The 15,798-nt window shown below is 72.1% G+C and carries 8 protein-coding genes, 1 tRNA gene and 1 pseudogene; 9 read left to right on the forward strand and 1 reads right to left on the reverse strand.

The window, feature by feature from the left end; all coding sequences use genetic code 11:
• Positions 1-35 precede the first annotated feature (35 nt).
• The 8 genes and pseudogenes from AOQ53_RS19690 to AOQ53_RS19725 form a co-directional block, all read left to right on the forward strand.
• Positions 36-1,565, forward strand: coding sequence for a DUF7059 domain-containing protein (locus AOQ53_RS19690; protein ID WP_059419074.1), 1,530 nt, complete (start codon positions 36-38; stop codon positions 1,563-1,565).
• Positions 1,566-1,863: 298 nt separating this feature from the next.
• On the forward strand, positions 1,864-2,061 hold the full coding sequence (locus AOQ53_RS19695) for a hypothetical protein (protein WP_059419075.1): 198 nt from the start codon (positions 1,864-1,866) through the stop codon (positions 2,059-2,061).
• A 246-nt stretch (positions 2,062-2,307) separates the two neighbouring features.
• The gene (topA, locus tag AOQ53_RS19700; protein WP_059419076.1) at positions 2,308-5,139 is read left to right on the forward strand and encodes a type I DNA topoisomerase; all 2,832 of its coding nucleotides are present in this window, start codon (positions 2,308-2,310) and stop codon (positions 5,137-5,139) included.
• Positions 5,140-5,328: 189 nt separating this feature from the next.
• Positions 5,329-8,589, forward strand: a complete 3,261-nt coding sequence (gene tmk, locus AOQ53_RS19705) for a dTMP kinase (protein WP_059419078.1) — start codon at positions 5,329-5,331, stop codon at positions 8,587-8,589.
• A 170-nt stretch (positions 8,590-8,759) separates the two neighbouring features.
• Positions 8,760-9,965 carry a DNA polymerase III subunit delta' gene (locus AOQ53_RS19710; protein ID WP_059419079.1) on the forward strand — a complete coding sequence of 402 codons (1,206 nt, stop codon included), beginning with the start codon at positions 8,760-8,762 and terminating at the stop codon, positions 9,963-9,965.
• Between the two features lie 122 nt (positions 9,966-10,087).
• On the forward strand, positions 10,088-11,722 hold the full coding sequence (locus AOQ53_RS19715; protein ID WP_078945400.1) for an alpha/beta hydrolase: 1,635 nt from the start codon (positions 10,088-10,090) through the stop codon (positions 11,720-11,722).
• Positions 11,723-11,829: 107 nt separating this feature from the next.
• Positions 11,830-11,906 (forward strand) — tRNA-Thr (locus AOQ53_RS19720).
• A 751-nt stretch (positions 11,907-12,657) separates the two neighbouring features.
• Positions 12,658-13,521: pseudogene (locus AOQ53_RS19725) on the forward strand (amino acid permease); the annotation flags it as partial.
• A gap of 55 nt (positions 13,522-13,576) precedes the next feature.
• Here the strand turns inward: AOQ53_RS19725 and AOQ53_RS19730 are convergent.
• Positions 13,577-14,446: an AraC family transcriptional regulator gene (locus tag AOQ53_RS19730; RefSeq protein WP_059419082.1), complete on the reverse strand. Its 870-nt coding sequence runs from the start codon at positions 14,444-14,446 to the stop codon at positions 13,577-13,579.
• A 208-nt stretch (positions 14,447-14,654) separates the two neighbouring features.
• Between AOQ53_RS19730 and AOQ53_RS19735 the strand changes: the two genes are divergently transcribed.
• Positions 14,655-15,548: a glycosyltransferase family 2 protein gene (locus AOQ53_RS19735; protein ID WP_059419083.1), complete on the forward strand. Its 894-nt coding sequence runs from the start codon at positions 14,655-14,657 to the stop codon at positions 15,546-15,548.
• The last annotated feature ends 250 nt before the right edge of the window (positions 15,549-15,798 follow it).

The raw sequence follows: 15,798 nt of genomic DNA on the forward strand, positions 1-15,798 counted from the left end.
CGTGCGATACCGGTGCCGGCGGACACAATGGGGGCGTGAGTAACGCCAGTCAGTCACCCCTGTCCCCGCTGCCCTCCTCCGACCGTCCCGATGTCGCCGCGCGGCTCCGGGACGCTCTGCTCGGAGCCTCCTTCACCGCCGACGGGCTGCTCGAACTGCTCGGCGCCCCCGCGTACGCGGCCCTGGCCCGGAGCGAGACCGTGCCCGCGCTCCGGGCGACCCGCGGGGACACGCCGCTGGAGTTGCTCGTCCGGCTGTTCCTCCTTCAGCAGCCCGTGGCGCACGCGCGCGTGGCGGACGTCCTGCCCGTCGAGGCGTGCCTGGAGAGCGGCTGGCTGACGCGCGTCGGCGGCGACGAGCTCGCCGCCACCGTGGACGTACGGCCCTACGGCGGGCCCGGTGGCGAGGACTGGTTCATCGTGTCGGACCTGGGCTGCGCGGTCGGTGGCGCCGGTGGGATCGGGCGGCGTGACGAGGGAGTCGTCCTGGGAGTCGGCGGCGCCTCCACGACACTCGCCGGCATCACCGTCCGTACGCCGGTCGCCGCCGCGCTCGACCTCGGCACCGGTTCCGGCATCCAGGCGCTGCACGCCGCGCAGCACGCCACGCGCGTGACGGCCACCGACCTCAACCCGCGCGCGCTGCACATCACCGCCCTCACGCTGGCGCTGTCCGGCACCCCGGCCGCCGATCTGCGCGAGGGCTCCCTCTTCGAGCCGGTGCGGGACGACGAGAAGTACGACCTGATCGTCTCGAACCCGCCGTTCGTGATCTCTCCCGGTGCCCGGCTCACCTACCGCGACGGCGGGATGGGCGGGGACGATCTGTGCCGCACGCTCGTTCAGGAGGCAGGGGAGCGGCTGAACGAGGGCGGGTTCGCGCAGTTCCTCGCCAACTGGCAGCACGTCGAAGGGGAGGACTGGCAGGAGCGGCTCAGGTCATGGGTGCCTCGGGGCTGTGACGCGTGGGTCGTGCAGCGCGAGGTGCAGGACGTCAATCAGTACGCCGAGCTGTGGCTGCGGGACGCGGGCGACCACCGCGAGGACGTGGCGGAGTACCAGGCGCGGTACGACGCCTGGCTCGACGAATTCGAGGCGCGCAAGGTGAAGGCGGTCGGCTTCGGCTGGATCACCCTGCGCAGGACGGGTGCCGCCGTGCCCTCCGTCACGGCGGAGGAGTGGCCGCATCCGGTCGAGCAGCCGCTCGGGGACACCATCCGGGCCCACTTCGACCGGCTCGACTACCTGCGCGACCACGACGACGCGGCGCTGCTCGAAGCACACTTCCGGCTCGGCGCCGAGGTCGTGCAGGAACAGGTCGGGCTGCCCGGGGCGGAGGACCCCGAGCATGTCGTGCTGCGCCAGAACCGCGGCATGCGCCGGGCCACCCGGGTGGACACGGTCGGCGCCGGCTTCGCGGGCGTGTGCGATGGCACGATGAGTGCCGGCCGCATCCTCGACGCCATCGCCCAGCTGATCGGCGAGGACCCGGTGCTGCTGCGCGACCGCACTCCGACACAGATCCGGCTGCTTGTCGAGCAGGGGTTCCTGGAGCCGGTCCGCTGAGGGACTCGGCAGGGGCGCCTGCCGAGGGGCCCGTCCGTGCACCACATCTGCCCCACGTGCCACTCAGCCCACCCCACGCCCCGTGGTTCCCCCACGGACCCCTGGTCGAGGGGACTCGTCAATAAAATTCGAGTCGATTTGAACACCTCGTCCAAAACGGTCCGTGAGGGGCCGGACGTCCCCGATCCGCAGCTGTGTCGCCCCGGCGTTCACCTCTGGTTCGCCTGCCCGCCGCCCACGCGTGTCAGCCTCCGGTGGCTGGGGAGACGCGGACGGGAGAAAAGGGGCGCGGCGAGCCATGGAGAGGGAACCGGCGATCTTCGCGGGAGCGGTGTTCTCCCTGTTCGGAGGCGGACTGCTGGCGTGGACCGTGACATGCGTACGCCGGCACCAGCCCGTCGCCCAGGGTGTGAGCCCCGTCGCATCGACGACCCTCGCGAGCGTCATCGTCGTGCTCGCCCTGGCGGCCGGAACCTGGTGCTTCACCCGCCTCTGAAGCCCGTGTCGGCGACGCACCTGTGGGTAACCGGGAGGTTGCACTCCGCATGGAGCCGGGCCTGCTCCGGGCACTCCGGGCGGCAGGAACGGTAGTAGTCGGGTTACCGTTCGAGTGGCCGTTGCGGGCTTTTCCCGTTTGACACGGGGGCGGGATGTACCGTCACACTCCGCAGCGTCACCACGACCCGACCCCGGGAGACGAACCCTGGGGAGGCCCCAGCGTCGACCGGAGAGAAGAGCGAAGTTGTCCCCGACCAGCGAGACCGCACAGGGCGGCCGCCGACTCGTCATCGTCGAGTCGCCTGCCAAGGCGAAGACGATCAAGGGCTACCTCGGCCCCGGCTACGTAGTCGAGGCGAGCGTCGGGCACATCCGTGACCTTCCCAACGGCGCCGCCGAGGTGCCCGAGAAGTACACCGGCGAGGTCCGCCGCCTCGGTGTGGACGTCGAACACGACTTCCAGCCGATCTACGTGGTCAACGCCGATAAGAAGGCGCAGGTCAAGAAGCTCAAGGACCTGCTGAAGGACTCCGACGAGCTCTTCCTCGCCACCGATGAGGACCGCGAGGGCGAGGCCATCGCCTGGCATCTCCAGGAGGTCCTCAAGCCCAAGGTCCCGGTCAAGCGGATGGTCTTCCACGAGATCACCAAGGCCGCGATCCAGGCCGCCGTGGCCAACCCGCGTGAGCTGAACCAGAAGCTCGTCGACGCCCAGGAGACCCGCCGCATCCTCGACCGCCTCTACGGCTACGAGGTCTCGCCGGTCCTGTGGAAGAAGGTCATGCCGCGGCTGTCCGCGGGCCGTGTCCAGTCGGTCGCCACACGACTCGTAGTGGAGCGGGAACGCGAGCGCATCGCCTTCCGTTCGGCTGAGTACTGGGACCTGACGGGCACCTTCGCGACCGGCCGCGCGGGAGACCAGTCGGACCCGTCGTCGCTGGTCGCGCGCCTCCAGACCGTCGACGGCGGGCGGGTCGCACAGGGCCGCGACTTCGACTCCCTGGGGCAACTGAAGAGCGCGAACACCCTCCACCTCGACGAGGCGAACGCCCGCGCCCTGGCCGCCGCCCTGGATCAGACGCAGTTCGCCGTCCGCTCTGTCGAGTCCAAGCCGTACCGCCGCTCGCCGTACGCCCCGTTCCGTACGACGACGTTGCAGCAGGAGGCCAGCCGCAAGCTCGGCTTCGGCGCGAAGGCGACGATGCAGATCGCCCAGAAGCTGTACGAGAACGGCTACATCACCTACATGCGTACGGACTCCACGACCCTGAGCGACACGGCGGTCGCCGCCGCCCGCGCCCAGGTCACGCAGCTGTACGGCGCCGACTACCTGCCGCCGCAGCCGAGGACGTACGCCGGGAAGGTCAAGAACGCGCAGGAGGCCCACGAGGCGATCCGGCCGTCGGGTGATCGTTTCCGCACTCCGGCCGAGACCGGACTGACCGGCGACCAGTTCAAGCTGTACGAGCTGATCTGGAAGCGGACCGTCGCCTCCCAGATGAAGGACGCGACCGGCAACAGCGTCACGGTGAAGATCGGCGGCACGGCGGCCGACGGCCGGGACGTCGAGTTCAGCGCGTCCGGCAAGACGATCACCTTCCACGGCTTCCTCAAGGCGTACGTCGAAGGCGCCGACGACCCGAACGCCGAGCTCGACGACCGCGAGCGCCGGCTGCCCCAGGTCTCCGAGGGCGACGCCCTGAGCGCCGTGGAGATCACAGTCGACGGGCACGCCACCAAGCCCCCGGCCCGCTACACCGAGGCCTCCTTGGTCAAGGAGCTGGAAGAGCGCGAGATCGGCCGTCCGTCGACGTACGCGTCGATCATCGGCACGATCCTGGACCGCGGCTATGTGTTCAAGAAGGGCACGGCCCTGGTGCCGTCCTTCCTGTCCTTCGCCGTGGTCAACCTCCTGGAGAAGCACTTCGGGCGGCTCGTCGACTACGGCTTCACCGCCAAGATGGAGGACGACCTCGACCGCATCGCCCGCGGTGAGGCGCAGTCCGTGCCGTGGCTGAAGCGGTTCTACTTCGGTGAGGGCGCAGGCGGGGGCGGTGCCGCCGACGCCGGCAACGGCGACGGAGACCACCTCGGCGGCCTCAAGGAGCTGGTGACCGACCTGGGCGCGATCGACGCGCGCGAGGTGTCGTCGTTCCCCGTGGGCAACGACATCGTGCTGCGGGTCGGCCGCTACGGCCCGTACATCGAGCGCGGCGAGAAGGACACCGAGCAGCACCAGCGCGCCGACATCCCGGACGACCTGGCGCCGGACGAGCTGACCGTCGACCTCGCGGAGGAGCTGCTCGCCAAGCCGAGCGGCGACTACGAACTGGGCACGGACCCGGCCACCGGCCACACGATCGTCGCCAAGGACGGCCGCTACGGCCCGTACGTGACGGAGATCCTCCCCGAGGGCACCCCGAAGACGGGCAAGAACGCGGTCAAGCCGCGCACGGCGTCCCTGTTCAAGACGATGTCCCTGGACACGGTGACCCTCGACGACGCCCTGAAGCTGATGTCGCTGCCGCGTGTGGTCGGCACCGACGCCGAGGGCCAGGAGATCACCGCGCAGAACGGCCGCTACGGCCCGTACCTGAAGAAGGGCACGGACTCGCGCTCGCTCCAGTCCGAGGAGCAGCTCTTCACGATCACGCTGGAGGAGGCGCTGGCGATCTACGCCCAGCCGAAGCAGCGTGGCCGGGCGGCCGCCAAGCCGCCGCTGAAGGAGCTGGGCACCGACCCGGTCAGCGAGAAGCCCGTCGTCGTCAAGGACGGCCGCTTCGGACCGTACGTCACCGACGGGGAGACCAACGCGACCCTGCGCTCCGGCGACAGCGTCGAGACGATCACCCCGGAGCGCGGCTTCGAGCTGCTCGCCGAGAAGCGCGCGAAGGCGCCGGCGAAGAAGACCGCGAAGAAGGCGGCCAAAAAGGCTCCGGCGAAGAAGACGACGACGGCCAAGAAGACCGCGGCGAAGAAGACCACGACCGCGAAGAAGACGACGGCCAAGAAGACCACCACCGCGAAGAAGACGGCTGCCAGGACGGCGACCGCCTCGGAGCCGGCGGAGGACTGAGGCCCGCTCAGGGCCCGTTCGGAATTCGCGCGGGATTCTGGCGGGACCCGTTCGGTATCCGGACTGCCAAGGTCCGGATCTTCGCCCAGGGTTCGGAAAGCGAACGCCCCGGCAACACTTCGGTGTCGGGGCGTGCGCATGCCAGGCCGGGCATCCCAGGGTGTCGGTGGCTCCCGATAGGCTGAATGCATGACGCGAGCCGAGCATCCAACGGCCTCTCAGCCGGCCCCCGACGACGCCCTGGTCGCGGACTCCCGCGAGCGTGCCGTCCGCGCCCTGCTGCGCCGTCCGCAGTTGAAGCGGTTGTGGAGCGCACAGCTCGTGGGCGGCGTGGGCGACACCCTCGCCCTTCTCGTGCTGGTCGTCCTCGCCCTCCAAGCGGCTGTCGCCGAGGGCTCGTTCGGGGGCGGCTACCGCGGCGTGGCGTTCGCAGTGGCGACCGTTTTCGGGGTGCGCATCCTGGCGACGCTCCTGTTCGGCGCCGTCCTCCTCGGCCCCCTCACCGCGCTCACCTCCCAGGACGGCCCGCTGGACCGCCGCTGGACCATGGTGGGCGCGGACGGACTGCGCGCGGCGCTGCTCATCGTCGCCCCGCTGTGGATCGACTGGACGCCCGATGACGCGCTGGCCGTCCTCCTCGTCACGGCCTTCGTGACCGGAGTCGCCGAGCGGTTCTGGACGGTGTGCCGCGAGAGCGCGGCCCCCGCGCTGCTGCCGCCCCCGCCGCCGGAAGGCGCGACGGTCCGGCCGCTGCCCGACCACATGGACGCACTGCGCCGCCTGTCGCTGCGCACCGGCTTCGTCTCGATCCCGCTCGCGGCCGTCGCTCTCGTCGTCGCGGCCCTGTTCAACAACCTGCTGGGCGCCGGTATCGACTGGTTCGCCGAGCACCAGGCGGCCCTTGCCTCCTACGTCGCGGCAGGGCTGTTCGCCGCCTCCCTGTCCGTGCTGATCTTCCTGGAGCTGCCCGGCACGCGCACCCCGCGCGCGCGGTCGCCGCTCGAGGGGCTGCGCCGCCCGAAGACCACCACCGGCGCCGACAAGGGCCGCACCGGCGTGATGCCGCTGCTGGTGCTGGCCTGCGCGGCCGTCGCCGCCGCGGTGTCCGCCGCCGTCGCCGTGGCCGTGCTGCACGCCAAGGACCTGGGCGGCGGCCCGGTGCTCTACGGGCTGTTCGTGGCCGCGCTGACCGGCGGTGTCGTCGTCGGCATCCGTACGGCGCCCGCGCTGCTGCCCGCCCTCTCGCGCCGCCGGCTGCTCGCGCTGGCCATCGCCTTCACCGGTGTCGCGCTGCTGGCCGCCGGACTCGTCCCGGACGTCACCAGCGTGCTGCTGATCCTCGCGCTGGCCGGCGTCGGCGCGGGCATGTCCGCCAACATCGGGCACACCCTGCTCGACCAGGAGACCGAGGAGTACCGGCGGCCCCGTACGACCGAGCACCTGCACGCGGTCGTCCGGGTCTGCGTGGCGCTCGGCGCGGTGATCGCCCCGCTGGTGGCGGCGGGGATCGGGCCGCACCGGCTGGAGAGCGGCAAGTTCGTCTTCGCGCACGGCGGCGCGGCCTTCACCCTGATGCTGGCCGGTGCCCTGCTGCTGCCGGTGGCCGCGCTGGTGCTGGCCAAGGTCGACGACCGTTCCGGAGTGCCGCTTCGCCAGGACCTGCGCGACGCGCTGCTCCGCGGCGACGACCCGGAGCAGGCGCCCGCCGCCTCCGGTTTCTTCATCGCCCTGGAAGGCGGCGACGGAGCCGGGAAGTCCACGCAGGCCGAAGCGCTCGCCGAGTGGATCCGCGGCAAGGGCCACGAGGTCGTGCTGACGCGCGAGCCGGGGGCGACGCCGGTGGGCAAGCGGCTGCGGTCGATCCTGCTGGACGTGTCGAGCGAAGGGCTGTCGCACCGCGCGGAGGCGCTGCTGTACGCGGCCGACCGGGCCGAGCACATCGACACCGTCGTACGGCCCGCCCTGGAGCGGGGCGCGGTCGTCATCTCCGACCGGTACATCGACTCGTCCGTGGCCTACCAGGGAGCGGGCCGCGACCTGTCGCCGACCGAGATCGCCCGCATCAACCGCTGGGCCACGAACGGACTCGTGCCGCATCTGACCGTCCTGCTGGACGTCGCGCCGGAGACCGCGCGCGAGCGGTTCACCGAGGCGCCGGACCGGCTGGAGTCGGAGCCGGCCGAGTTCCACGCGCGCGTGCGGGCCGGTTTCCTGACCCTGGCCGCGGCGGACGCCGGGCGGTACCTGGTGGTGGACGCCGGCCAGGAGCCCGAGGCCGTCACGACCGTCATCCGGCACCGGCTCGACCAGGTGCTGCCGCTGTCCGAGGCCGAGATCAGGGCCCAGGAGGAGGCTCGGAAGAAGGCCGAGGAGGAGGCCCGCCGGAAGGCAGAGGAAGAGGCGGCCCGCAAGGCGGAGGAGGAGCGCCTGGAGCGTGAGCGCCAGGAGCAGCTCGCCCGGCTGCGTGCCGAGGAGGAGGAGCGCAAGCGGCGCGAGCTGGAGGAGGCGCAGCGCCGCGAGGCCGAACGGCAGGCGGAGGAGGCCCGGCGGCGGGCCGAGGAAGCGCGCAGGAAGGCCGAGGAGGAGCGGGCACGGCTCCTCGCGGAGGAGAAGGCCCGCGCCGAGGAGGAGGCCCGGCGCAAGGCCGAGGAGGAGCGCCGCCGCCAGCAGGCCGAGGAGGAGGCCCGGCTGCGTGCCGAGGCCGAGGCGCTCCGCCTGGAGAAGCAGCGCAAGGCCGAGGATGCCCTGTTGCGGGCCGAGGAGGCGCGGCGTCTGGCGGAGGCGGCGGCCGCTGCCGCGGAGGCCGGGCCGAAGAGCTCCGCCCCGCGGGGTGCTGCCGGTCCGACGGCCGCTCAGGACGCGGCGACGGTGCCCACGCCCGTGGTGAAGCCGGGCGGCGCGGCGGACGACACGACCGTGCTGCGCCCGGTGCGGGACGAGGAGCAGGGCCGGGGCCGGACCTCCGGTGGGTCCGACGCCGAGGTGACGGCCGAGCTGCCCAAGCCGCCGGTTCCGCCGGGTGCCGGGGAGGAGACGGAGGTACTGCCGCCGGTTCGCCCCGGGTCCGGATCCGGATCCGGTGACGAGACCGAGGTGCTGCCCCAGGTGCCCTCCGGAGCGGGCGACGAGACGGCCGTGCTGCCTCCGGTCCGGCCGGGGGACGCGGAAGAGACGGCCGTGCTGCCGCCCGTACGTGAGGACGAACCGGCGGACCGGGTTCCGCCCGGGTACTTCCGGGAGGACGCCCCGGCCGCCCGGCCCGACGGCACGGACCGTACGCGGGAGCTGCCCCAGGTCGACGCCGAGGGCCGGCCACGCCGGCGGTCCGACTGGGCCGAGGAGACGCCGCTGGACGACCTGCCGTCACTGGCGGACGAGCTGTTCGGACCGCACGAGGACGAGCCGGACGACGGGCGGGGACGCCGGGGGAGGGGCGGCCAGGGCCGCTGAGGCCTCCGGCGGCCCGACAGGGGCCCGGGCCGACGCGGGAGTCGGGCCCGGGCCGGACTTGCGAAACGCCTGGGCCGGGCCGGCGAGACCAGGCGGCGGCAGCCGTTGTCAGTGGTCGCCCCCACAATGGATCTCACACCGTGGAACGTGACGAAAGGGCGGCGTGACCCATGACCGTGTGGGACGACCTCGTCGGGCAGGAGAGGGTGAGCGCGCAGCTGGACGCCGCCGCCCGGGACGCCGACGCCCTGGTCACCGCGGCCGGGACCGACGTGCCCCCGCCCGAGGCGTCGAAGATGACGCACGCGTGGCTGTTCACGGGCCCGCCCGGGGCGGGCCGGAACCAGGCGGCGCGGGCGTTCGCGGCGGCCTTGCAGTGCGTCAGCCCCGACCGCGCTCTCGGCGGCTCCCCGGGCTGCGGCTTCTGCGACGGATGTCACACGGCCCTGATCGGCACGCACGCCGACGTCACCACCGTCGCCGCGGTCGGCACACAGATCCTCGCCGACGACATGCGCGACACCGTCCGCAAGTCGTTCACGTCACCGGCGAACGGCCGCTGGCAGGTCATCCTCGTCGAGGACGCCGAGCGGCTGAACGAGAAGTCGGCCAACGCCGTCCTGAAGGCAGTGGAGGAGCCCGCCCCGCGCACGGTCTGGCTGCTGTGCGCCCCCTCCATCGAGGACGTCCTGCCGACGATCCGCTCCCGCTGCCGCCACCTGAACCTGAGCACGCCGTCGGTCGACGCCGTAGCCGACATGCTCGTACGCCGTGAGGGCATCGAGCCGGACGTCGCCGTCGCGGCCGCCCGCGCGACCCAGGGCCATGTCGAACGGGCCCGCCGCCTGGCCACCGACCCGGCCGCGCGCGAGCGCCGTGCCGCCGTGCTGAGGCTGCCGCTGCGGGTGGACGAGATCGGCAGTGCGCTCAAGGCCGCCCAGGAGCTCGTCGACGCGGCCGCCGCGGACGCCAAGCAGCTCGCGGAGGAGACGGACTCCAAGGAGACCGAGGAGCTGAAGGCCGCCCTCGGCGCGGCCCAGGGCGGCCGGATGCCGCGCGGTACGGCGGGCGTGATGAAGGACCTGGAGGACAAGCAGAAGCGCCGCAGAACGCGCACGCAGCGCGACAGCCTCGACCTCGCCCTGACCGACCTCACGTCCTTCTACCGCGACGTCCTCGCCCTCCAGCTCGGCTCCCGCGTGGCCATCGCCAACGCGGACGCCGAGGACGCCCTGGAGCGCCTCGCCCGCGGCAGCTCCCCGGAGTCCACGCTCCGTCGCCTCGACGCGATCGCCGCCTGCCGCGACGCCCTCGACCGCAATGTGGCGCCGCTGCTCGCGGTGGAGGCGATGACGATGACGCTCAGAGCGGGCTGAGCCGGCAGAGCGGCACCGCGCGGCCTGCGCACGAGGTGGACGCGGAATTGACGCCGTAACTCGTACGAGGCACGACCCGCACGCTGGGCATCCATTCCGTCGCCCAGAGTTACGCTCGCTGGATGGACACAAGGCGCCTTCCCCACTCCGCCTCCCGCTCCGTCTCCCGTACCGGCGGCCTGCACCGCCGGACCCGCGGCGGAGGCAGGACCGCGGCCGGCCTCCTCGCCACGGCCGCGCTGCTCGTCTCCGCCTGCTCCTCCGGGAGCTCGACGACGTCCGCCACGGCTGCGGCCCAGGAAGCGGCACTGGTCGCGCTGCCGCGGTCCACCCCCGCCGCGCTCACGCCGTACTACGACCAGAAGCCGGCCTGGCGCCGCTGTGACGTCCCCGGCTTCGAGTGCGCCATGATCAAGGCGCCGCTCGACTACGCCAAGCCGGCCGCCGGAGACGTCCGGCTCGCCGTCGCCCGCAAGAAGGCCACGGGCCCGGGCGAGCGGCTGGGCTCGCTGCTCGTGAACCCCGGCGGGCCCGGCGGCTCGGCGATCGGCTACGTCCAGGCGTACGCCGGTATCGGCTACCCGGCCGAGGTCCGTGCCCGCTACGACATGGTGGCGGTCGACCCGCGCGGCGTGGCCGGCAGCGAGCCCGTGGAGTGTCTGGACGGGCCGGAGATGGACACGTACACGCAGACGGACATCACACCCGACGACGCCAAGGAGACCGACGGGCTGGTCGAGGCGTACCGGACGTTCGCCGAGGGCTGCGGCGCGGACTCGCCCCGGCTGCTGCGCCATGTGTCCACCGCGGAGGCGGCCCGGGACATGGACATCGTGCGGGCGGCGCTCGGCGACGAGAAGCTGAACTACGTCGGCGCCTCCTACGGCACCTTCCTCGGCGCCACGTACGCCGGGCTCTTCCCGGACCGGACGGGCCGACTGGTGCTGGACGGCGCGATGGACCCGTCGCTGCCCGCGCGGCGGCTGAACCTCGAACAGACGGCGGGCTTCGAGACGGCGTTCCGGTCGTTCGCGCGGGACTGCGTACGGCACGCCGACTGCCCGCTGGGCGAGGCGGGCACCTCGCCCGAGCAGGCCGGCAAGAACCTCAAGGCGTTCTTCGAGAAGCTGGACACGAGGCCGGCCACCACCGGCGACCCTCACGGCCGCCGCCTCACCGAGTCGCTCGCCACCACCGGCGTGATCGCGGCCATGTACGACGAGGGCGCCTGGCAGCAGCTGCGCGAGGCGCTGACGTCCGCGATGAAGGAGAACGACGGCTCCGGGCTCCTCGTCCTGTCCGACGGCTACTACGAGCGGGACGCCAACGGCGGCTACAGCAACCTGATGTTCGCCAACGCGGCCGTGAACTGCCTCGATCTGCCGCCCGCCTTCGACACCCCCGACGAGGCGCGCAGGGCGCTCCCCGAGTTCGAGAAGGCGTCCCCGGTCTTCGGCGAGGGACTGACGTGGGCCGCCCTGAACTGCGCGTACTGGCCGGTGGCCGCCACGGGCGAGCCGCACCGCATCGAGGCGAAGGGCGCCGCCCCCATCGTCGTGGTCGGCACCACGCGCGACCCCGCGACCCCGTACCGCTGGGCACAGGCCCTGGCCGGCCAGCTCTCCTCGGCCCGCCTCCTCACCTACGAGGGCGACGGCCACACGGCCTACGGCCGCGGCAGCTCCTGCGTCGACCGCACGATCAACGCGTACCTCCTCCGCGGCACCCCTCCCACGGACGGAAAGCGCTGCTCATAACCCCACGCCCAGCCCCGGAGTGCCCGCCTCCGGGGCTGGTACGGAGCACCCTCGGAAACTGTGTAGACTTACCGTCGTTGCTGATCGCACCATGGTGCGGACAGCGCGCCGCCTTAGCTCAGATGGCCAGAGCAACGCACTCGTAATGCGTAGGTCTCGGGTTCGAATCCCGAAGGCGGCTCCACTGGAAACCCATGCTAGGAACGTTCCTAGCATGGGTTTCGTCGTTCAGCGAACGCGACGACGGCGTCGGGCGCGAGCCGTACGAGTGTCGGCGGTCTCAGATCTGGTCTCGGTGAGGCCCGGATTTCCCTTCTGCTGTGGACCGGGGTGTTCCTCTCCGTCTTCAAGCCCGGCGGCAGGACCCGCTGGGGCCGCCGGGCCGCCGCTGCGCGATCCGCGGGCCCGAATGCGAAGCGGGTCCCCGCAGCGCAGATGCCAGTGATCGTGGCCGCCGTCCGCCGAGCCGCCGAGCAGGTCGTGGAACTGGATCTGCGGCGCCCGGACGGCGGGGAGTTGCCGGCCTGGCAGCCGGGGCCCATGTCGACATGGTCCTGCCGTCGGGGACGGTACGCCAGTACTGGCTGTGCGGTGATCCCGAGCGGCGGGACCTCCACCGGATCGCGGTACTGCGCGAACCGCGCGGCGGCTCGTCGAGGCGCACGCCCTTGCCCCCGGCGTGGCTGTCGCAGTGCGTGGCCCCCGCAACCACTTCCCCCTCGCCGACGCTCCGTCCTACCGGTTCGTCCCCGATCTGGACCATCGACCAGCCGGCCGCCACCCTCTGCTACCACCCGCACTGCAGGTCAGGGTGAGCGCAACGCCCCCAGCCGTGCTCCAGCGCATGAAGCTGGTCGCTGGAATGCGATGCGTGAGCGGACGGTACGGGCACGAGCCGTCACGGAGGGGACCACGCGTGCTTGCCGGACACCGGCCATGCCGCGACAGGATTCGGAAACCTCACCGAGCACGGCGGCTTCCTGCCGAACGGGCCGGGCGCGATCCTCACCGGCATCCTGCTGGTCGTCTTCTCCTTCATGGGCAGCGAGATCGTCACCCTCGCCGCCGGTGAGTTCTCGGACGCGCAGCGGGCGGTGGCCAAGGCCACCAGGAGCGTGATCTGGCGGGTCGGCGTCTTCTACGTCGGTTCGATCCTCGTCGTGGTCGCCCTGCTGCCGTGGAACGACCCCGCGATCGAGAAGAAGGGCTCGTACGTCGCGGCCCTCGACTCGATCGGCATCCCGCACGCCGGCGAGATCATGAACTTCATCGTGCTGACCGCCGTGCTGTCCTGTCTCAACTCCGGCCTCTACACCGCCTCCCGGATGGCCTTCTCCCTCGGGCAGCGCGGCGATGCCCCGCGGTCCTTCGTACGGACGAACACGCGAGGTGTCCCGCAGGCCGCGATCCTTGCCTCCGTGGTCTTCGGCTTCGTGGCGGTCGCCTTCAACTACCTGTGGCCGGACACGGTCTTCCAGTTCCTGCTGAACTCCTCGGGCGCCGTCGCGCTCTTCGTGTGGCTGGTCATCTGCTTCTCGCAGCTGCGGATGCGGGGGATCATCCTGCGCGAGAGCCCGGAGAAGCTCGTAGTCCGGATGTGGCTGTTCCCCTATCTGACGTGGGCGACGATCGCGATGATCGCGTTCGTGCTCCTCTACATGCTCACCGACGAGAAGGAGGGTGGCGGCCGCAGCCAGGTGCTGCTCTCGTTGCTCGTCGCCGCGGTGGTGATCGCGATCTCGTTGGTCCGGGAGCGGTCCCGCCGGAAGGACACCGCGGAGCCGGTCGCGCCGCGGTAGCCGCCGGCTCCGCTGGAACCCCAGGCGGGATCGACTCCGGCCTGGGGTTCGGCGTTCAGCGGGTGGACTCCCGTTCCACCGGCAGCCACAGTTCGGCGTCCGCCTTCGTGCCGTCCGCCGAGAGGTCGGTCCGCAGGATCTCCGGGCCGGGGCGGCTGCGGTACGGGTTGGACGGGAACCACTCGGTGAACACGTCACGCCACAGTTCCTGGATGGCCTGCGGTGCCGGGCCGGACGTGGTGAAGACCGCCCAGGTGCCGGGCGGGACGGGCAGGGTGGTGACGCCCGCCGGGGCGGACGCCGCGGTGATGACCGCCTGGTAGTAGTCGAGTTCGGTGCCCTCGGCGCGGCTCGGGTCCAGGTCGTCGCAGACCGCGACGATGCCGTGCGGCTCCTGGTCCGAGAGCTTTCCGAGGTGCTCCAGGGCCTGCTTGTCGATCCCGCGGACGAAGTCGATGATCGCCTGGTTCGGACCCGAGTGCACGAGCGGGACACGGGTCTTGAAGCCGGCGATCGTGAAGGCCGGGCGTTCCACTACTCGGTACTGCATGCTGCTGCTCCCTTCGACGGTGAGGCGGAAGGTCAGCCGGGGCTGGGAGACGAGCGCGGCGCCGGTGCGCCGGGCCTCGCCCGGGCCTACGCCGTGCATCGCGCGGAACGCCCGTGCGAACGCCTCGCCCGAGCCGTATCCGCAGCGCACCGCGATCTCCAGCAGCGTCTCGCCGCCAGCCAGCACCTCCGCGCCCGCGACCGTCAGCCGCCGGCGGCGGATGTACTCCGACAGGGGCATGCCTGCCAGCGCGGAGAACATCCGGCGCAGGTGGTACTCCGACGTGGTCGCGATCCGCGCCAGCTCAGCGACGTCCACGGACTCGTCGAGGTGGCGCTCGATGTGCTCCATCGCCTGGTTGAGCCGCTCCAGCACGCCCGGTTCCTTCCTCTTTCGTGATCACCACGCTAGGCAGCGGGCACCCTGCCGCACCCGACATCCTGTGCCCGTTCCGGTCGGGTGCCGCCTGCGCTGAACGGCGTAGGCGCATCGCCGTCCGGCAGGCGTACTTAGAGGGCCCTTATCGTGAACGGCTAGCATCGCCCGTCGACCCGTCAGTTGCCGACCGGGACGAGGTGAGGACATGGGGGCGCCCAGGATCGCCGTCGCCGTGGTGACCATGGGCAACCGGCCCGACGAGGTCGACGCCCTGCTGAGGTCCGTGGCCAAGCAGGACGTGCCGCCCGAGCGGATCGTGATCGTCGGCAACGGCTGCCCGCTGCCCGAGTTCGCCCGGCGGCTGTCGCTGCCCGGCGAGGTCACCCCGATCGAGCTCGACGAGAACCTCGGCTGCCCCGGCGGGCGGAACGCGGCCCTCGCGCGGCTGCGGGAGTTCGGCGACATCGACGTCGTGGTGGATCTGGACGACGACGGGCTGCTCGTCGACGCCGATGTGCTGCGCCGCGTGCAGGAGCTGTACGCCGCCGACGAACGGCTCGGCATCGTCGGCTTCCGCATCGCCGACGAGCTGGGCGAGACGCAGCAGCGGCACGTGCCCCGGATCGGCAACTCGGACCCCATGCGGGGCGGGTACGTCACCGGGTTCCTCGGCGGCGGACACGCGCTGCGGATGGCCATGCTCGACGAGGTCGGCGACTGGCCCGCCGAGTTCTTCTTCGCGCACGAGGAGACCGACCTGGCCTGGCGCGCGGCCGACGCGGGCTGGCGCATCCTGTACGCGCCCGAACTGCTGCTCCAGCACCCGAAGACCTCGCCCGCCCGGCACGCCATCTACTACCGCGTGAACGCCCGCAACCGGGTCTGGCTGGCCCGCCGCCGGCTGCCGTTCGCGCTCGTGCCCGTCCACCTGGGCGTCTGGGTGCTGCTCACCCTCGTACGGAACCGGTCGCGGGCGGGGCTGCGGGCATGGTTCGGCGGTTTCGTGGAAGGCGTACGGGAGCCGACGGGTGATCGGCGGCCCATGCGCTGGCGGACGGTGTGGCGGCTCACGCGGCTGGGGCGTCCGCCGGTCATCTGACGTCGAGGGGCATTCGCGGGGTGGCCACACGCTTGGTGGCCGGAAGCTTGGTGGGGCCCCGGCCGTTCACCTCCGCCGACCGGGACCCGGACCCGGCCGCGGCGGCGACACTCCCCCGAGTTGCGCGTCCAGACGCGCGCGCCGCCGGGCCAGATCCGACGTAGTGATCACATCAGGTTTTGCCAACGGATGGCTAACATATGGCCAACGGTTCTCCGTTGCGTCGTCTGCCCGTTGGCGTGAAGTCGCC

Origin of the sequence: Streptomyces azureus (assembly GCF_001270025.1) — a bacterium.
In the GTDB taxonomy this organism is placed as follows: Bacteria; Actinomycetota; Actinomycetes; order Streptomycetales; family Streptomycetaceae; genus Streptomyces; species Streptomyces azureus.

What these genes read in the sequence shown, in the direction of transcription:
- AOQ53_RS19695 (WP_059419075.1), top strand. Translation starts at nt 1,864, where the DNA reads ATGGAGAGGGAACCGGCGATCTTCGCGGGAGCGGTGTTCTCCCTGTTC.
- AOQ53_RS19715 (WP_078945400.1), top strand. Translation starts at nt 10,088, where the DNA reads ATGGACACAAGGCGCCTTCCCCACTCCGCCTCCCGCTCCGTCTCCCGT.
- tmk (WP_059419078.1), top strand. Translation starts at nt 5,329, where the DNA reads ATGACGCGAGCCGAGCATCCAACGGCCTCTCAGCCGGCCCCCGACGAC.
- AOQ53_RS19735 (WP_059419083.1), top strand. Translation starts at nt 14,655, where the DNA reads ATGGGGGCGCCCAGGATCGCCGTCGCCGTGGTGACCATGGGCAACCGG.
- AOQ53_RS19710 (WP_059419079.1), top strand. Translation starts at nt 8,760, where the DNA reads ATGACCGTGTGGGACGACCTCGTCGGGCAGGAGAGGGTGAGCGCGCAG.